The organism is Streptomyces sp. NPDC048415 (assembly GCF_040651675.1).
Classification (GTDB): domain Bacteria; phylum Actinomycetota; class Actinomycetes; order Streptomycetales; family Streptomycetaceae; genus Streptomyces.
Window position 1 is genome coordinate 35,224 of the sequence record NZ_JBEZKJ010000013.1, and the last position, 16,812, is coordinate 52,035.

Sequence of the window (16,812 nt, forward strand, 5' to 3'; positions counted from 1 at the left end):
ATTCTGAAGGTCAGGGCGAGCGGAATCTAGAGCCGCGATCACGGCCGCAGTGTCTCCAGGACGAGGCGGGCGGCGTGCTGTGAAAGCCGCGTCCCGGGCATCGACTGGGGGATGCCCGGGACGCGATCCGCCAGGGACGGACGGGAAGGGACGGTCAGGAGGTCTTCGCACTCGCGCGGCGACGCCGTACGGCGAGGACCAGAAGGCCGCCGAGCGCTGCAGCGACGGCTGCGGCGCCGGTGATCAGCGGGGTGCCGTCGGAGCCGGTGCTCGCCAGGTTGCCGGTCGCGGAGCTGTCGGCGGACCCGTTTGTGGAGCCGCTCGTCGACGCACCGCCGGTCGAGGAGCCCGAGGTGCCCGTACCGCCGGCGGCCTGCCCCTGCGGGTCGTTGCCGCCCGTGTCGGAGCCGCCGTCCCCGGAGCCGCCGGTGCTGGAGCCGCCCGAGGTGCTGGGGCCGTCTTCGTTGTCGGTGGGGATGGCGATGTGGATCTGTGCCTTGTCGTTGGCGGGGTTCTTGTCGAAGGCCGGGTGGATGTCGTAGACCGAGGTCGCCTTCACCTCGCTGGTGGTGGTCTTGGTGCCCTCCTTGATCTTCAGCATGAAGGTGAAGGTGGCCGTCTCACCGACGTCGAAGGTGGCGTCGGCGGGCCGGCAGACATAGCGGGACTTGCCCGGCTGCCCCGCGGATCCGGCGGGCCCGTCGATCCCGAACGGCACGCACTCCTTGGGCACTTCGGTCGCGACGGTGCCTGCCGGGATGTTCACCATGAGCGCCGTCAGGTCGTCGCTCTCCTGGTTCTGGATCCAGCCGGGGCCGTCGTTGCGCAGACTCACGTTGATCGACTGATTGCCGCCGGCGAGTGCCTCGGTGTCGTCACCGATGGCGACCAGGTCGGCCGTGCTGTCGGCGGTCAGGGTCAGACGCTTGTAGCTGTCGCCGAACCCCTCGCCCGGGGTCTCGCCGGTCTTTCCGGTGCCGTACTCGACGGCTTCCATCAGCGCCTGCGGCAGGGCCTTGAACCGTACGGGAGTCTCGATGGAGGCGCCGGGTTCGATGACCTTGTCGAGCTGGCACAGGGCCTGCCTGACCTGGTTCTCGATGGTCGAGTAGATGCAGCCCTCGACGGGCTTGGGAAAGTCGAGCCCCCTCGTCAGCCGGATCCGGAAGCTGACGCCGTCGGCTGCCGCAGTGCCCTTGTTGGTGATGACGACGTTCTCGTCGTACACCTCACCGGGCTTCGGCGAGGTACTCGGCAGCTCCGAGATCACCAGGTCGGCCCCGGCCTCCTCGGCATACGCCGCGGGGGCCACGACTGCGGGCACGGCGGCGGCGATCGCGGCAGCGGCCACGACGGCGGCCGATGGGCGGATGTGCGAGCGCATGTGCTGGCGCACGGTGGATCTCCTCGTCGGAACAGGAAGCACGGCGACCGGAATGTTGGCCATCCGGTCATGCACTGGACACCTGAGGTGCGCGGAGGGTTGTGCCCGCGTTCCCGACTTGGCCGCGCCGTATCTGCCGCCCACGCCAGTTTCCTGCGCCATCTTCTGCACCGACGGGCGATGAAAAGCGGCACCCCACCGGGGCGCCGCCCTTTGTCACGAACGCTGGAGGAGGCGTCGATGTAGGAGCTTCTGAAAGCGGTGCTGTGCAAGAGATGGAGGTAGGTCCTCCGGGGTCGCCCTGCAGGGGGAGGCTCCAAACCACCGCAGGCTGCGTCGGTTAAGTGCCGTTCGTGGTGAGCGCTGCGGGAAAAGGCGCGGCGATGATCGCGTCAGGTGTGGGTCAGGAAGGCGAGCGGGAGCGAACCGCTGATGACGTGTCGTAACAAACTTCAGTGGCGTCGAAACCAGGGCGAGACCAGGGCTCTGGGACAAGTCCGGGGGGAGCCTGCTGACTGCCCGGATGGCGTCCGGCATGTAGGCGGCGCGAGCCTGATCTGGGCTTTTGCGCGGAACGTGAGAACCTGTCGCCCCGATAGTGCTGCTGGCCTGCGAGGCGGGCGGCGAGAGGGAGATCCCCAAGCGGCCAACACCGCAAGGGGCCGAGTACCGATGCGGGGCACGGGGGCAGACCGTCTCGTAGTAGTGAGGAAGCCCGGTAATGCGGGTGGAGCGAAGGGGACGGATCATCCAGGTCTGCTTGGCGGTCAACCGGAGTTCCCGGGAGGAGCCGGGTGAGCGGGCCAAAGTCGTTCGAGATTTCGAAGCATGTGGTCTGGGAGGCGTATCTCAGGGTCAGGGAAACCCGGGGAGCGGCCGGGGTCGACGGCGAGTCGATCGAGCAGTTCGGGGCTGACCTGCAAGGCAACCTCTACAAACTGTGGAATCGGATGTCGTCGGGCAGCTACTTCCCGCCGCCGGTGCGGATGGTGGAGATCCCCAAGCCCGGGGGAGCAGGCAAGGTCAGGGTTCTCGGGGTGCCGACAGTCGCGGACAGAGTCGCGCAGACAGCGGCGGCCATGGTCCTGGAACCGGAGGTGGAACCGCTGTTCCACCCTGATTCCTATGGATACCGGCCCCGCCGAAGCGCGCTGGACGCGGTCGCGTCCTGTCGGGAACGGTGCTGGAGGACCGACTGGACGGTCGACATTGACATCCAGGGGTTCTTCGACAACCTCGATCACGACCTGGTTCTCAAGGCGGTGGCCCACCACACCGACCAGCGGTGGATTCTGCTGTATGCGGAGCGCTGGCTGAAGGCCCCGCTGCAGCACAGGAGTGGTGAGCTGGCCGCGCGAGATCGCGGGAGTCCCCAAGGCTCGGCGATCTCGCCCCTGTTGGCGAACCTGTTCATGCACTACGCGTTCGACACCTGGATGGACCGGGTCTTCCCGGGCGTCCCGTTCGAGCGCTACTGCGATGACATGGTGGTTCACTGCCGCACCGAGGCCGAGGCGCACCAGGTGCGTCAGGCGATCGGCCAGCGGCTGGCCGAGTGCGGGGACTTGCGGCTGCATCCCGACAAGACCCGCATCGTGTACTGCAAGGACGGCAAGAGGCGTGGTTCGTACGAGCACGTCTCGTTCACCTTCCTCGGATACACGTTCCGCTCGCGGAAAGTCCGGTCGAGGACGGGGAGCTACTTCTTCGGCTTCAACCCGGCGATCAGCGACGAGGCGGCCAAGCGCATTCGGGCGCAGATCCGCCGATGGCGGCTGCACCAGCGCAGTGGATCGTCCCTGGCAGACCTCGCACGGGAGATCAATCCCATCTTGCGGGGATGGATCAACTACTACGGCCGGTTCTATCCGTCCGCGTTGGTCCAGAGCCTGAAGGGCATCGATCAGTACCTGATGCGGTGGGCCACGCAGAAGTACAAGCGGCTCCGGCGTCGCCGGAGCCGGGCGTGGCAGGGCTTGGAGAAGACCGCCAAGCTCTACCCGGGGCTCTTCGCCCACTGGAAAATCCTCCGGCCTCGAACGACCGGGTGATGGGAGCCGTGTGAATCGAGAGGTTCACGCACGGTTCTGAGAGAGCCGGGAGGTGAGATCCCTCCCGGCTACTCGCTAGGCAGGCAGAGGCCGTCCGCAGGAATTGAACCCACGTGCCTCGCTTTGCAGGTCTGTTCGTGCTGGTCAGAGGGGGATTCGGAGCCGTTCAGGCGAGTTCATTTCCGTACCCGCGCCTGCCGCGTGAACCACTCTGGATGGCTCCGGACGGGGGTGAATGAGACGAAACTGAGACGGAGCACCGCAGTGCTGACCTGCGCTTAAGCCCGTAGTGCGTCATGGGCGAGGGGCTTCCATGGCCGCGATCACGTCCGCAGTGTCGCCCGAGTAGACGAGGTGCTGTTCGTCGTCCTGAGGCGGGATGAACCGGGTTCGGTACCGCTGAAGATCGCTCTCTGAGAAGTATGCGCCTGCTGATCCTCGCCCAGAGTTCATCATGGCTGGCTGCAAGATAGACCAGTACAGGGGTGGCGCCGGCGTCGGCGGCGATGGCTCGCCATCCAGCCCGGTCTTCCGGGGTCTACGGCGCCCGATTGCGAAGCGCGTGCGCACGGTGCTGGAACACCTGGCCAAGCGGCAGGACGGAAAGCCCGCCGCCGCCAACACCTTCCGTCGGCGTCGCGCGGTGCTGAGCAACTGTCTGCGGTTGGCCGTCGAGCACGAGCTACTGCCCGGCAATACCCTGCTGCGCGTGCACTGGGAGACGCCCAAGGCGGTAGAGGAGTTGGACACCCGAAGCGTCGCCACGCCGGCGCATGCACGGGCCCTGCTGGACGCCGTGCGTGCGCAGTGGACGCGCGGCGTCCACCTGGTCGCGTTCTTCGCGTGCATCTACTACGCGGCGATGCGACCGGAGGAGGTGTCCATGCTGAGCGCCAACCAGTGCGACCTCCCGCAGAAGGGGTGGGGGCGGCTCATGCTCGCCGGCGCCCGGCCGCAGGTCGGTTCTGCGTGGACGGACGATGGCAAGCCGTACGAGGAACGCCAGTTGAAGCACCGGGCCCGCCGCGCGGTCCGGCCCGTGCCGATCCCGCCCGTCCTGGTCGCTATTCTGCGGGCTCATCTGGACGCGTTCGGGACCGCGCCGGAAGGCCGACTGTTCAGCGCCCCCACGCGGCGGGCCGATCCGGTCGCAGGAGTATGGCGCCGCGTGGAAAGAAGCCCGCCGCAAGGTACTCACCCCGGCACAGGCGGCCTCTCCGCCGGCAGCCATCCCGTACGACCTCCGGCACGCCTGTGTGTCGTTCTGGCTCCGCTCCGGGGTGAGCCTGGCCGAGACCGCGCGGCGGGCCGGTCAGAGCGTCGCCGTTCTCCAGCGCTACTACGCCAAGGTGCTGGACGGTGAGGAATCCAAGATGAACGCGCTGATCGAGCAGGGGTTGGCAGAGCAAGAGGGGGGCGGCGAGGGCGCGTGATTCCTGGCCGCAGGTTGGCCGCACGCACTGGTCAGAGGTGGGATACGGCCGGATCAGGGTGAGACAAGGTGCACGCAGAAGGGGTGCCGCCCTGGAGAGTGGCACCCCTTCTGACCTGCAACCTTCTGACCTGCTGCGGTGGGTGTGGGATTTGAACCCACGGTCACATCGCTGCGACGACGGTTTTCAAGACCGTTCCCTTAGGCCGCTCGGGCAACCCACCTCGGCCCCGCCCACCAGGGACGGAGCGGGTACAGCCTACCGGCCGCGAGCCTGCCGCGGGTGTCATGGTCATATGGGGTCCACCGGCTCTGTTCCGCTCCCGCGAACGCCGCTCCGCATCCGGCCGCGGACCCCAGCCGACGCGTGGATGCCCGGGGCTGTGCCGACATCCCCAGAGGAAAGGCCTCCGCTGGGATCTTTGCTCAAGCCCGCCGCCGTGGCTCCGTGGAGTTAGAAACGCAGAAGGGCCTGCAACCTGCCGATCGAACAGCGCACGCTCCCGGATCAGGCGCCGACGAGTGTCCTCACGCCCGTCCCTGCGCCCACGAGCAGCTTGGCCCGCGCGAGGTCCCTGTTCGCGATGACCCGTTGGCGATGGTCTTCGGGCAACTTCCCAGCGTCCAGCAGCTTCTCGCAGCACTCCAGCGATTCCCGGTACTCGCCCATCCAGTACGACGACACCGCCAGCTCGTCCAATGCCCGCCAGTCATACCAGGCGTGCTCCACGAACAGGATGTCATTCGGTCGCGGAATCTCCGCCGCGCGCCGCGCGAACATGTACGCGAGCGGCCAGCGCTCCCCGTTCACACGGTAAAGATGCGCGAGCTCGCCGAGCGGTTCGACCCGTGTGGGCCGGTACTCGTGAGCATCCAGGAAACGCGCCGTGACCTCGGGCGCCCGTCGCTTGACCTCCACCGCTAGTCGCGCCGCATAGAGCCGAGCACAGAACGCCTCCTCGGCGAAGCCACCCATGCCCGCGCGCCGGTCGTACGCGGTGAGCGCCTTTCCGGGTTCGCCGGCGTCGCGCCAGCTTTGGGCGAGGTAGAAGACGTAACGGGCGTTGTCCGGCTCCTTGGTGAGCCCGTCCTTGAGGATCGCGGCATCGCGCAGGTACTTCTGCCGCTGGCTGCCCCGGAGGCGCCCGCCGCCGCCCATGATGACCATGCGCGCGCCTTCGAGGGTCGCCCGGCTGAAGCGCGTGTCGCACTCCAGGTACTCGTGCAGCACACCGACGTACCGCCAGGGGAGGCGGGTCGACACCATCGTCGAGCGCCAGTGGACGACGGGACCGTGGCGCACCTCGAAGTCGTAGCAGTCATGAGTCAGTTCCGGCATCGTGAAGCCGGGCCCGGTCTCCAGCACATCGTCGGCGTCGATGAACAGCAGATAGTCCGCGCGATCCCGGGCCAGATCGATCGCCTCGGTGCGGCTCACGTCGAAGCCCTTCCAAGGGCTCTCGTACAGAGCCCCGGGCAGGTCGGCGAGAGTTTCGCGGATGACGTCCTGGGTGCCGTCGGTCGAGCCTGTATCAAGGATCACCCATGTGTCGATAAGGGGGCGCACGGATTCGAGGCAGCGCCGGATCACATGCGCTTCATCCTTGACGATCATATTAAGGCAGACCGTTTTCATGACTTTTTCTTTTCTGTAATGAAGAGGATCGGTGGGTGAATTTAACTGAGTCACGGAACCCCACACAAGGACCGCCACGAGGACTTGGCATCCATACAGGTGATGGCTCGACCGGATTGCCGTCCCAGCTCCCCACGCCTGTGTATAAGTGAGCAGTTCCTGCTGCAGGGCATGGGAGATTTTTATGGTAGTCATCGCACCGCTTCCCCTTCCACGCGAAGAAATCCAGAGCGCTGAGGCGACCGAAAACAGAAGACGTCGGACGGGGCTGTGGCTGTGGCCGTTCGTCCTGACTTTCGGCCTGACCAGCTACGGACTGACCGACTCCCTGCTGGGCCGCGATGAACTGGTCACCTGGGACATGGTGAACCGCAACACCGGTCAGATCCTCGCCACTCTCCAGAACGTCGACGCCGTGCACGGCACGTATTACCTGCTGATGCACCTGTGGGTCGGACTTTTCGGCGATTCCGTCTTTTCCCTGCGCTTCCCCACTGCATTGGCCGTGGCCGGATCGGCGTCTGTCGTGGGTCTCATCGGAGACCGGCTCTTCGGATATCGTGCCGGAATTCTCGCCGGAATTCTCTTCGCGGTCGTGCCGGCGGTGAGCCGCTATGGCCAGGAAGCCCGCAGTTACGCGCTGGTGATTTTCGCCGTCTCCTTGGCGACGCTCCTGCTGCTCCGGGCGCTGGAGACCCCTCGCGGCCCCCGGCGATGGGCCGCCTACTCACTCACGCTGGCCGTCGTCGGATTTCTCCACCTGATCGCACTGTCCGTCGTACTCGCCCACGTCTGTGTGCTCGCGGCCCATGCGCGACAGAACCGCTCCCTGTGGTGGAAGTCCGGCCTCGCTCTTCTGGCCACCGCCGGCTGCGCCGCGCCGGTCGCCCTGCTCGGCCGTTCCCAGGCGCAACGCCAGCTGTACTGGGTCCCGGAGCCCGACTCCTGGGCATTCCTGTCCATGATGCGTGACGTCTTCGCCTCCGCCCTGTGTGCCGGAGCACTGATCGCCCTTGCCCTTGTGGCCCGTTCGCCACGCAAGGCCCCCCTGTTCTTGTGCGGCACCTGGGCCCTTGTGCCCCCCGTCCTCGTCTGGCTCACTTCACACGGCGAGGTCTCCTACTTCCGCCACGTCTACGTCCTCTTCACCCTCCCGGCCTGGGCACTCCTCGCAGGCGCCGGCCTCGCCGCGGCCTCCCGTTCCCGGAAAGCCACCGCGGCCCTCCTCGCGACGCTGGCCGTCCTCACGCTGCCCGACCAGAAGCAAATGCGGCAGCCGTTTGAGCATGACGCCCCCGTCCCCCTCGACTACGCGGCGGCGGCGGACGTGATCAAGCAGGGCCATCACGCCGGGGACGCCGTCGTCTACGACCGCGAGAACGCATGGAAGCTCGACAGCGGAGTTCAGTACTATCTGCCCCGCGACCTGAAGCTGCGCGACGTCTTCCTGGCCAAGGCCCCCACCGCGATCAACGACCTTTACGCGGTCCAATGCTCCGTCGCGGTCCTGTGCCTCAAAGGCGAGCAGCGCATCTGGCTGCTGACCCAGGGCACCGACTTTCCCTTCAACGCCATCACCCCGGGACAGGCGAACGCCCTGCAGAGCCAGTACAGGGTGTCCATGAGCCGATCGGTGACGGGGATGACCGTGAGCCTGCTCGTGCGCAGAGAGAAGAGTTAGCCCCGGAACGCGAGACATTCCGTCAGGCGCCGGCTCAGCTCGGTGAAGCGATACCGCACCACTGCGCAACCCACAGCGACGCCATCGCCGGACAAGGCAAGGATCCGTGCCGACCCGGCAGTCGTCGAGGCGATGAAGGGGGTCGGCATCGACATCTCCACCGAGACCCCGAAGGTGCTGCCGTCGACGCCGTGCGGCGTCATGTGGTGATCATCAGGGGATGCGGCGACACATGCCCGGTCTTTCCGGCAAGCGATACCTCGACCGGCAGCTCCACGACCCGGCCGGGCAGCGGTCGAGGCGGTCCGCCCGGTCCGCCCGGTCCGCGACGAGAGCGAGCGGCGGATCCGGGGGTTGTCAGCTGATCTGGACGATTGGCCGAATCAGCACATCGTGTGGTGCTGCCCGTGCCCTACCCCACTGAAAACAGCAGCCCGTTGTGGTGCGGCTAGGGGTGTCCGATGGGTTGTGACGACCCGTCGGACACCCCTTGAGCCTTACCGGCCCGGCGGACTCATGCGGTGAGAGCCGGGTGCAGGGCGTCGGTCACGGGACGATGGTCCCGCCGTTGACGGCCCCGGGGGCAGGCCGCCTGTTCACCTCGGCCCAGGCGGGGTCGCAGGTCAGGGTGGTGTTTGGTGGGTTGGCTCCCTGCACCGCAGTGCAGAGAATCTCGTAGACCCGCCCGGTGGTCGTGATGAGATCGAACTTGATGCGTGCACTCGTCTGGTGCTCGTTGACGGACGCGCCGCAGGGGACGCCTGTCGTCAGCGGGTCGGTGGGGTAGTTGGTCCTGCCGCTGAGGTCGGTCCACAGGAAGGGGGGATTGGCGCTGCTCCCCCGGAGGTCACGGACGCCCGCGTAGTAGATTCGGCCAGACAACGCGGCCCGGAGCTCGTAGTTGCCCGAGTCCTGTTCCGCGTCGATGTCGGAGCACGGTCCGGTCGCGCCGGTGGCACCCGTCCCGCCGGTGGCCCCCGTGGCCCCAGGAGTACCCGTCCCACCGGGACCCGTGGCTCCCGTGGCACCGGTTCCGCCAGTGGCACCCGTCGCGCCAGTCGCACCCCGTGGGCCCGTCGCTCCCGTCGCGCCCTTGCACTCGTCCTTGCCGTCGCCCTTGCCGTCGTCGTCGCCGCCGTAGGCGAGCAGGCGGGGCATCGACTTGTGCTGGTCGTGTTCCTTGCAGTTGTCCCCGCCGCCGTAGCGGCTCATCATGGCCGCTTGGTCCGTCATGCTGCGTGCCGTCGCGGCGGCAGGGCTGACCACGCCGGTCGCCACGACCAGTGCGAGGGAGGCCACCATTCCGGCCTTCTTGAACCGCTCTCGCGCCAGCGGCCCGAGTAGCGAAGTCGTCCTGTACTCAGGACTCATCTGCATGCTCCTTGAGTCAACAAGTTCGGGTGAGCACCCGAATCCGAGTGCGAGCTTGACGCCTGCGCGGCTGCTTGACCGACTTACCGGCCGAAACTCGCCTGCTTGTCGACGTATCGGACTAATCAGTGCGTTCGGATGGGTCATTTATCGTTCTGCCGCGCTCACTTGGGCTCATACGCGGCCGATCGGGCATCGTTGCGGCCCGCCTCGAGCGCGGATGAACCGCCACGGGTCCGGCATCTGCCACATTGACCTCGATTCTTCAGCGGAGTTGAATCGCTGACCCTCTCGGCGGTTCGCCCGTCCACGGGCCCGGAGCGCCCTCGGGCTCGGCGTCGGCGAAATCGTCGATGTCGGGCAGCGCGAGCACTCGTAGTCAGGCGTCGAGGTGGGCGGCGAGGTTCGAACTCAGCATCCAGCCGCGAGTACCCGGGACTTGGAGGGCAGTTGTGCAGGCCCATCGCCTTGCTCGTGTGGACGTGGTCTTCCACCCCTGCGTCCGAGGGATGCGGGACATCGAGCAACTGATCTGGTGCGAGCCGAAGATGCCCCACATGTGGCGGCCGTTGGTGGCGGTGATGCTGTAGCGCCAGCGATCTTCTTCTCGAAGGCGGTGAGCTTGGACGGCTGCCGACCCGACGGCTTGACCCGGCGGACGATCTAGCCGCGTCTCCTCCGGCCGGCCCGCGCGGGTGTTCAGATCACTCGGCTCGGCGATCAAGCAGCCCAGGCGGCGCCCTCGGCTTCGCGGTTGGCGCGAATTCCGCGGCGGCGAGGACTACTTGTTCGAGCGCGTGAAGGTCGCCATCAAGGGCGCGTATGAAGCGGGAATGAGCATCCCGGACTTTTGCCGCTCTGAACGCAGGCACTGGCGATCTGGTCCACGCCTGGTCCACACGAACTGATCAACAACGTGACGGAACCGAATCAAGGTGAGACAGGCTCCACCACTCAGAAGGGGTGTCTCTCGATAAGAGACACCCCTTCTGAGCTGTACGTCCGTGACCTCCGGAGGTGGTGGGATTCGAACCCACCCCGCGCCGTCAACCGTGGTGAACGGCGCGGGGACGAGACCAACCGCTCAGCTGTCGCCCTCGCGCTCGCCCAGGGTGGCCTCTGTGGTGTGGGTCTTGCCGTCGCGCGTGTACGTGAGCTTGACGGTGTCGCCGGGCTGGTGGGTCCAGATCTCGCCGATGAGGGTGGGGCCGCTGTCGATCACCATGTCGTCGAGCTTGGTGATGACGTCGCCGGGCTTGAGGCCCGCCTTGTCGGCCGGACCGCCGGACTCGACGGCGGCCGAGCCGCTAGCGCCCTGCTCCGTGATCTTCGCGCCGCCCGTGCCCTCCTCCAGGGAGACCGACGCGCCGATCTTCGCGTACACCGGCTTGCCCGTCTTGATGAGCTGCTGGGCCACGTACTTCGCCTGGTTGACCGGGATCGCGAAGCCCAGGCCGATGGAGCCGGACTGGCTGGTGCCGCCGAGGCCGCCGCTGCTGGAGGACTGAATCGCCGAGTTGATGCCGATGACGGCGCCCTGCGCGTCCAGGAGCGGGCCACCGGAGTTGCCCGGGTTGATCGAGGCGTCCGTCTACAGGGCGCTCATGTACGAGGCCTTGCTGCTGGCGCTGCCGTCACTGGAGGCGACGGGGCGGTTCTTGGCACTGATGATGCCCGTGGTCACCGTGTTGGAGAGGCCGAAGGGCGCGCCGATCGCGATCGTGGAGTCGCCGACGGCCACCTTGTCGGAGTCGCCGAGGGCGAGCGGCTTCAGGTCCGACGGAGCGTTCTTGAGCTTGATGACCGCGACGTCGTAACCCTGCGCGTGGCCGACCACTTCGGCGTTGTACTTCTTGCCGTTGGGGAAGGTCGCGGTGAGCTTGCCGCCGTCGACCGCGTCCGCCACGACGTGGTTGTTGGTGAGGATGTGGCCCTGGGTGTCGAAGACGAAGCCGGTGCCCGTGCCCCCCTCGCCGCTGGTGCTCTGAGCCTCGATGGTGACGGTGCTGGGCAGCGCCTTGGCGGCCACGTTCGCGACCGTGCCCGAGGCGCGCTTCACGTCGCCGCTGCTGCTCGGCGCGGAGACCGTCGTCGAGTCGGTGCTGTTGTCGTTGTTCTTGGCCAGCGAGTAGCCGATGCCGCCGCCGACGCCGCCCGCGACCAGTGCGGCCACCAGGATGGCGGCGACCAGGCCGCCGCGCCCGTTCTTCGGCTTCGGCGCGGGCTGGTAGGAGGAGCCCCAGCCGCCGGCTCCTGAGCCGCCGCCGTCCGCGTACGACGGAGTGGCGGGCGGCGGAGGCGGCCAGCCCGCCTCGGCGGCCGAGCCCGGCGCTCCGGAGCCCTGCCCATAAGGCTCGGAGCCCTCTGAGGGGCCCTGCCCGGCCCCGACCGACGCATACGCCGGCTGCTCCGCCGGCGCCGGTGCGTGCTCCGGCGCGCCGGGGGCGCTCGGAGGCACCGCCGGGATCGGAGCGGTCGGCGCGCCCCCCTCGGGCGCAGCGGCCTGCGCGGAAGCAGCGGGAGTTTCCACCGGCACGGGAGGTGCGGACGGGGCCGGGGGTACCGCGGTGCCCTCGTTCTCGGTGCTCACAGCTCTTCTCCTCGATCCACGGCTGTTGTTCTCGGTCGCACTCGGTCACGCTCACTCACGCTTGTCGACGGTCCGGCGCGATTCAGCTGTGCATGTGCTTTTGTACGCCGTCAGCTTTTCCCACCGGCCGTCAGAGCACCATAAGCGGTGGCTGTGGGTCCGGGGCGATCCTTTATAACGGACCTGTTGGACGAAAAGGAGTGATTCCTGACGTCTTGGGACTCACGTCTACCCCGCGACGGTGGCACCATGACGCGGTGACCCTCGCACGACAGCACCCGATTCAGGTCGTCGCCCACCGCGGAGCCTCCGAAGAGGCCCCCGAGCACACCCTGGCCGCGTACAAGAAGGCGATCGAGGACGGTGCGGACGCCCTCGAGTGCGACGTACGGCTGACCGCGGACGGCCATCTCGTCTGTGTCCACGACCGGCGAGTCAACCGTACGTCCAACGGCCGCGGGGCGGTCTCGGCCCTGGAACTCGCCGATCTCGCCGCCCTCGACTTCGGGGCCTGGAGAAGTCGCGACGAGGAACCCGACTGGGAGCACCGCCCCGAGGACCGGGAGGACACCTCCGTCCTCACCCTGGAGCGCCTGCTCGAACTCGTCGCCGACGCGGGCCGCCGCGTGGAGCTTGCCATCGAGACGAAGCACCCGACCCGGTGGGCGGGCCAGGTCGAGGAGCGGCTGCTGCTCCTGCTGAAGCGTTTCGGCCTGGACGCCCCGGAGTCCGCCGCCGAGTCGCCGGTGCGGGTCATGAGCTTCTCGGCGCGCTCACTGCACCGCGTCCGGGCCGCTTCCCCGACCTTGCCGACGGTCTATTTGCTGCAGTTCGTCTCGCCCCGGCTGCGCGACGGACGGCTGCCCGCGGGTGTCCGGATCGCGGGCCCCTCGATGCGGATCGTACGCAGTCACCCCGGATACATCGAACGGCTGAAACGAGTCGGACACCAGGTGCACGTCTGGACCGTGAACGAGCCCGAGGACGTCGATCTCTGCGTTGAGCTGGGCATCGACGCCATCATCACCAACCGCCCGCGCGCGGTGCTGCGCCAGCTCGGCCGCTGATCTCGCGCCACCTCTTGAGGAAGCCGCCTTCAAACCCCAGAATCCGGCATTGATCCAGCGTCGAATTCCGGCCACTCGATTACAGGGAGTGCACCGGCGCGTTCGGTCCGTATTCGATCGTTACGAGTGCGTCAGCAGACGCGTGTTGGCCGGTTTCCGGTCCAGTCCAAAGGGGCATCCACACCGTGGCGTGGGGCAAAGGAGGTCTCGGGGGTGGCGTTGGTGGTGGCACAGGAGGTGCCCACGTCGTCGAGCATGGCCGTACCCCATGGCCCTGCGGGCGTGGGGGAAGCAAGACACCGGATGCGTGACCAGCTGCGCTCCGGTGGCGTGGCGGACTCGGTCATCGACGATGCCGTACTGATCCTTTCCGAACTGCTCAGCAACGCGTGCCGGCATGGCAGGCCGCTGGGCGACGCCCTCGCCGGGGACGGCGACGTCCGTGCCGCATGGCGCGTCGATCAGTCCGGAAGGCTCACCGTCGAGGTGACGGACGGCGGTGGTCCGACCCGTCCGGTTCCGGCCACGCCCTCGGTCACCGCGCACGGCGGCCGCGGGCTGAACATCATCACGGCACTGGCCAAGGACTGGGGCGTACGGGACGACGCACGCGGTGAGGTCACGGTGTGGGTCGTCGTCCAGGACGACGTGGACGACACGACAACCGCGCACCGGCGCGACGACTTCGCTACGCGCGTCGCGTCCCCGAGGGTGGCCGGCGCGATACCCGGCATGGACTTCGCGGACGCCTTCGACGATGTGGACTGAGGCACACGGGCGTTCGGCATTCGGCATCGGCCTGGGGCACACGGACCGAACCACCGATTCGGCGACGACTCGGTGCGTTGTCCACAGGGTCCCGTCAGCCGTCTCACGAACGACTAGGCTCGCGCCCGTACGAGACGAGCCGTAATCGGGAGACACCCACGATGGCCAAGAAGCGACCCCAGACGAAGGCCAAGCAGCCTCAGCTGAAGGATGGGGAGATCCCTGTTGTCGGCGCTCGAGAGCCCTGCCCGTGCGGCAGCGGCCGCCGCTACAAGGCCTGTCACGGCCGAGCCGCCGCGCACGCCGTGACCGAGCTGGTGCGGCGCCCCTTCGAGAGCCTGCCGAGTGAGGGCGACTGGGTCGCGCTGCGCGAGCTGGTGCCCGCCGCGACGGTCGAGCTGAAGCTCAAGGAGAGCCTCCCCGAGGGTGTCCCGTCGGTCACGCTCGCCACCGTCCTGCCGATGGCGTGGCCCGCGCTGCGCCGCGACGACGGCTCGGTGCTGCTCGGCCTGCAGAACGACACGGCGTCCGGCGACATCAGCCGCGATCTGGCCGACACCCTCCAGCGCGCGCTCACCGCGGAACCCGGCACGCCGGTCGAGGGCCGGCGCGCGCCCGCCGACGGTCCCCGACTCCAGGATCTGCTGGACCCCGAAGGCGCGTTCGAGCCAGTTGTGCACAGCGGCTTCGAGTTCTGGGTCCCGGACGCGGAGAACGCGACGCCGGAGGTGACCGCCTCCCTGGAGCGGGCCAACGCCGCCGCCATCCCAACGGTGAAGCTCGCCGGGGTCGACGCCGCCTACTGGTGCGAGACCCCCGACAAGAACCATCTGCGCTGGGTCATGCCGCACCCGGAGGAGCAGCTTCTGGACGCCCTCGCGCGGCTGCACGCGGCCGGTCGCTCGAGCCTCGGGGAGGGCACCCGTCTGGTCGGCTCCTTCCGTGCGCACGGGCTCACGGTGCCGGTCTGGGACCTCCCGACGGGCGTCACGGCGGACGACATCGAGAAGCCGGCGACCGAGTTCGCCGAGCGCCTCGCCACCGCTCTGGCCACGGACGCGCCGCTCACCGCGGACGAGCGCAGGGCCCGCGGCGGCCTCACCAACCGACAGGTGACGCTCAGCTGACTCACAGATGGGGGGAACTGACCGACCGGTCAGCTGGTCAGGGGCACCCGGCAGGGTGACTCCTGTCACAACTCCCCGTTGTGACAGGTAAATCCGTGTCCGAATAGCCGAGATCGAATTTGCGAACTGCCGATCTCTTGTTACCGTTCGAGTAGCCCGGTTGCTGGTGCATCCCCCGTCGCCAGCAACCGGGTCTTTCCATGTCCGGAATCCCGCGCGAGGTCAACCTCCTTGCTACCGGCCCGAGTTGCTCCCCGAGCGCAGCAGCAGCGGCCCGCCGGACCCGGCGCCTTTCGCGAACTCCGCGACCGCCGTGAACGCGCCCACGTCGCCCTTCGTGCGCTCCCTGGGCGTCTCGCACACCCCCGGGTCGTCCTCCGCGTCCACCGCGCAGTTCATCCGCACCGTACGGCCGCCCGGCCCCAAGAGGCTCAGTACGGAACTCAGCTCGTCGCCCGTAGCGTTGCGGTAGTAGGTGCGCGCCCAGGTGTCCTCACCCTGTGTGAGGACACAGGTCTGCGCCTCGATGCCGTCCGGCGAGGAGAGTTCGGGGCCGCACCGGGCGGCGGTGGCGAGGCCGAGACCGAGCAGCAGGGGAGCGCGTGCGGGTTCGGACGCCCGCGGTCTGCCATCGCCGCGAGCGGCCCTGTGTACGGCTCCGGACTGTTCGTCGCCCACGGGGCCGGCGGACGCCACGGTCAGCGGCAGGGCGACGATGAACGCCACGACGCCTACCAGCGCCACCAGGCGAACTCTTCGGAGGTCTGGCCCGTCGCGCAGCGACGATGAGGCTCTGTGGCCTCCGGAATGACGCAGCATAGACGGACGATAACGAGCGCGGGCGGGCGCGCGGTTCACCGCGCGCCGGTCGCCCCTACAACTCGGGCGCGCTCACACCCGTACGAGTGAGTGCCTCCACCACGGCGTCCACCACGGCCTCCACACCGGGCACCCAGGGAGCGGCCGAGCCGGGCAGCGGGGCGCGCTCCCAGCGGATCTGGCCCTGTCCGGTCTCGGACGGCGGCAGCGCGATGTAGCCGCCCTCGCCGTGGAAGCGGAGGGAGCCGGGGACGAAGTCCTTGGCGTAGAGCAGTTCGCCCAGCTGCTCCATGGAGTACGGGGCGACAAGGATCGCCCAGCGCGTGGGGGCCGCGACGACCGGGCCGAGGCGCATGCCCTTGCGGTCGAGGGCGTCGAGGGCGCGGGACGCCGCGAGGGCGGGCAGGCTCACCGCGCAGGGAGCCTTGCCTCCGGTGGCCAGCACGATGGGTGCCGACGGTCGGTTGGTCCACCACCAGCGCACCATGCGCTCGTCGGTGGTGGCCGCGAGGAGGCCGGGGTCGAAGGGATGGGCACCCGGCACCGTGCACTCGGGGTCGGGGCATCCGCAGCGGGCACGCCCCTGCGGATCCGCCGCCACACCCGGGAGTACGGGCCACTGCCATTCGGTCGCGAAGGTCAGGGCCGCGCCGAGCACCTCAGGCCTCCCGTTGTTTCGCCTGGACAGGAGCCTGCGTCGCCTTCCGAGGATCTCGCGCATGAGCGCTCGTTCCTTTCCGTTGCACGCCTGGCAACACTGTGGACCACTCACATCATGTGTCGATCACTTCACTGTGCGTACCTGCTGGCGCATCACACCCCTGCTGGAGACAAGGGGAACCCCTCTGGGCCGAGCGTTTGGCTGCGTCCGCGTCCATACTGCGTC

Annotated in this window: 11 protein-coding genes, 1 tRNA gene and 2 pseudogenes; 7 read left to right on the top strand and 7 right to left on the bottom strand. The window is 68.2% G+C overall.

Going from position 1 to position 16,812, the window contains the following annotated elements:
- Positions 1–154 precede the first annotated feature (154 nt).
- On the bottom strand, positions 155–1,396 hold the full coding sequence (locus tag AB0D27_RS12105; RefSeq protein ID WP_362505901.1) for an LPXTG cell wall anchor domain-containing protein: 1,242 nt from the start codon (positions 1,394–1,396) through the stop codon (positions 155–157).
- 782 nt (positions 1,397–2,178) lie between these two features.
- Here AB0D27_RS12105 and ltrA point away from each other — a divergent pair.
- Together ltrA and AB0D27_RS12115 are read left to right on the top strand one after the other, a co-directional pair.
- Positions 2,179–3,435, top strand: coding sequence for a group II intron reverse transcriptase/maturase (gene ltrA / locus AB0D27_RS12110; RefSeq protein WP_362505904.1), 1,257 nt, complete (start codon positions 2,179–2,181; stop codon positions 3,433–3,435).
- A 562-nt stretch (positions 3,436–3,997) separates the two neighbouring features.
- Positions 3,998–4,798, top strand: a complete 801-nt coding sequence (locus AB0D27_RS12115) for a hypothetical protein (protein WP_362505907.1) — start codon at positions 3,998–4,000, stop codon at positions 4,796–4,798.
- A 206-nt stretch (positions 4,799–5,004) separates the two neighbouring features.
- On the opposite strand, the gene AB0D27_RS12120 is transcribed toward AB0D27_RS12115, so the two are convergent.
- Positions 5,005–5,091: transfer RNA gene (locus AB0D27_RS12120), tRNA-Ser, on the bottom strand.
- Between the two features lie 284 nt (positions 5,092–5,375).
- Entirely contained in the window at positions 5,376–6,698 is a 1,323-nt protein-coding gene (locus AB0D27_RS12125) for a glycosyltransferase (protein WP_362505910.1), read from the bottom strand.
- On the opposite strand from AB0D27_RS12125, the gene AB0D27_RS12130 reads away from it, so the two are divergent.
- Together AB0D27_RS12130 and AB0D27_RS12135 are read left to right on the top strand one after the other, a co-directional pair.
- Positions 6,688–8,184, top strand: coding sequence for a glycosyltransferase family 39 protein (locus AB0D27_RS12130; RefSeq protein ID WP_362505913.1), 1,497 nt, complete (start codon positions 6,688–6,690; stop codon positions 8,182–8,184). The two genes, AB0D27_RS12125 and AB0D27_RS12130, sit on opposite strands and share 11 nt — an antisense overlap.
- Before the next feature lie 108 nt (positions 8,185–8,292).
- Positions 8,293–8,553: pseudogene (locus AB0D27_RS12135) on the top strand (phosphotyrosine protein phosphatase); the annotation flags it as partial.
- Between the two features lie 177 nt (positions 8,554–8,730).
- Here the strand turns inward: AB0D27_RS12135 and AB0D27_RS12140 are convergent.
- Positions 8,731–9,555 carry a hypothetical protein gene (locus tag AB0D27_RS12140; RefSeq protein WP_362505916.1) on the bottom strand — a complete coding sequence of 275 codons (825 nt, stop codon included), beginning with the start codon at positions 9,553–9,555 and terminating at the stop codon, positions 8,731–8,733.
- A gap of 1,084 nt (positions 9,556–10,639) precedes the next feature.
- A pseudogene (locus AB0D27_RS12145) lies at positions 10,640–12,145 on the bottom strand (trypsin-like peptidase domain-containing protein).
- A gap of 257 nt (positions 12,146–12,402) precedes the next feature.
- Between AB0D27_RS12145 and AB0D27_RS12150 the strand changes: the two are divergent.
- From AB0D27_RS12150 to AB0D27_RS12160, 3 genes are all read left to right on the top strand, one after another.
- A complete protein-coding gene (locus tag AB0D27_RS12150) occupies positions 12,403–13,212 on the top strand; it encodes a glycerophosphodiester phosphodiesterase (protein ID WP_362505919.1) in 810 nt (269 codons plus the stop codon).
- 126 nt (positions 13,213–13,338) lie between these two features.
- Positions 13,339–13,980, top strand: a complete 642-nt coding sequence (locus tag AB0D27_RS12155; protein ID WP_362505922.1) for an ATP-binding protein — start codon at positions 13,339–13,341, stop codon at positions 13,978–13,980.
- A 161-nt stretch (positions 13,981–14,141) separates the two neighbouring features.
- Entirely contained in the window at positions 14,142–15,107 is a 966-nt protein-coding gene (locus tag AB0D27_RS12160) for a DUF5926 family protein (RefSeq protein WP_362505925.1), read from the top strand.
- A 234-nt stretch (positions 15,108–15,341) separates the two neighbouring features.
- Here the strand turns inward: AB0D27_RS12160 and AB0D27_RS12165 are convergent, their stop codons facing one another.
- Complete coding sequence (locus tag AB0D27_RS12165) at positions 15,342–15,926, bottom strand: hypothetical protein (RefSeq protein ID WP_362505928.1); 585 nt, start codon at positions 15,924–15,926, stop codon at positions 15,342–15,344.
- Positions 15,927–15,981: 55 nt separating this feature from the next.
- Positions 15,982–16,647: a bifunctional DNA primase/polymerase gene (locus AB0D27_RS12170; RefSeq protein ID WP_362505931.1), complete on the bottom strand. Its 666-nt coding sequence runs from the start codon at positions 16,645–16,647 to the stop codon at positions 15,982–15,984.
- Positions 16,648–16,812: the final 165 nt, after the last annotated feature.

What these genes read in the sequence shown, in the direction of transcription:
- AB0D27_RS12160 (WP_362505925.1), top strand. Translation starts at nt 14,142, where the DNA reads ATGGCCAAGAAGCGACCCCAGACGAAGGCCAAGCAGCCTCAGCTGAAG.
- AB0D27_RS12125 (WP_362505910.1), bottom strand. Translation starts at nt 6,698, where the DNA reads ATGACTACCATAAAAATCTCCCATGCCCTGCAGCAGGAACTGCTCACT.
- AB0D27_RS12130 (WP_362505913.1), top strand. Translation starts at nt 6,688, where the DNA reads ATGGTAGTCATCGCACCGCTTCCCCTTCCACGCGAAGAAATCCAGAGC.
- AB0D27_RS12140 (WP_362505916.1), bottom strand. Translation starts at nt 9,555, where the DNA reads ATGAGTCCTGAGTACAGGACGACTTCGCTACTCGGGCCGCTGGCGCGA.
- AB0D27_RS12165 (WP_362505928.1), bottom strand. Translation starts at nt 15,926, where the DNA reads ATGCTGCGTCATTCCGGAGGCCACAGAGCCTCATCGTCGCTGCGCGAC.
- AB0D27_RS12170 (WP_362505931.1), bottom strand. Translation starts at nt 16,647, where the DNA reads ATGCGCGAGATCCTCGGAAGGCGACGCAGGCTCCTGTCCAGGCGAAAC.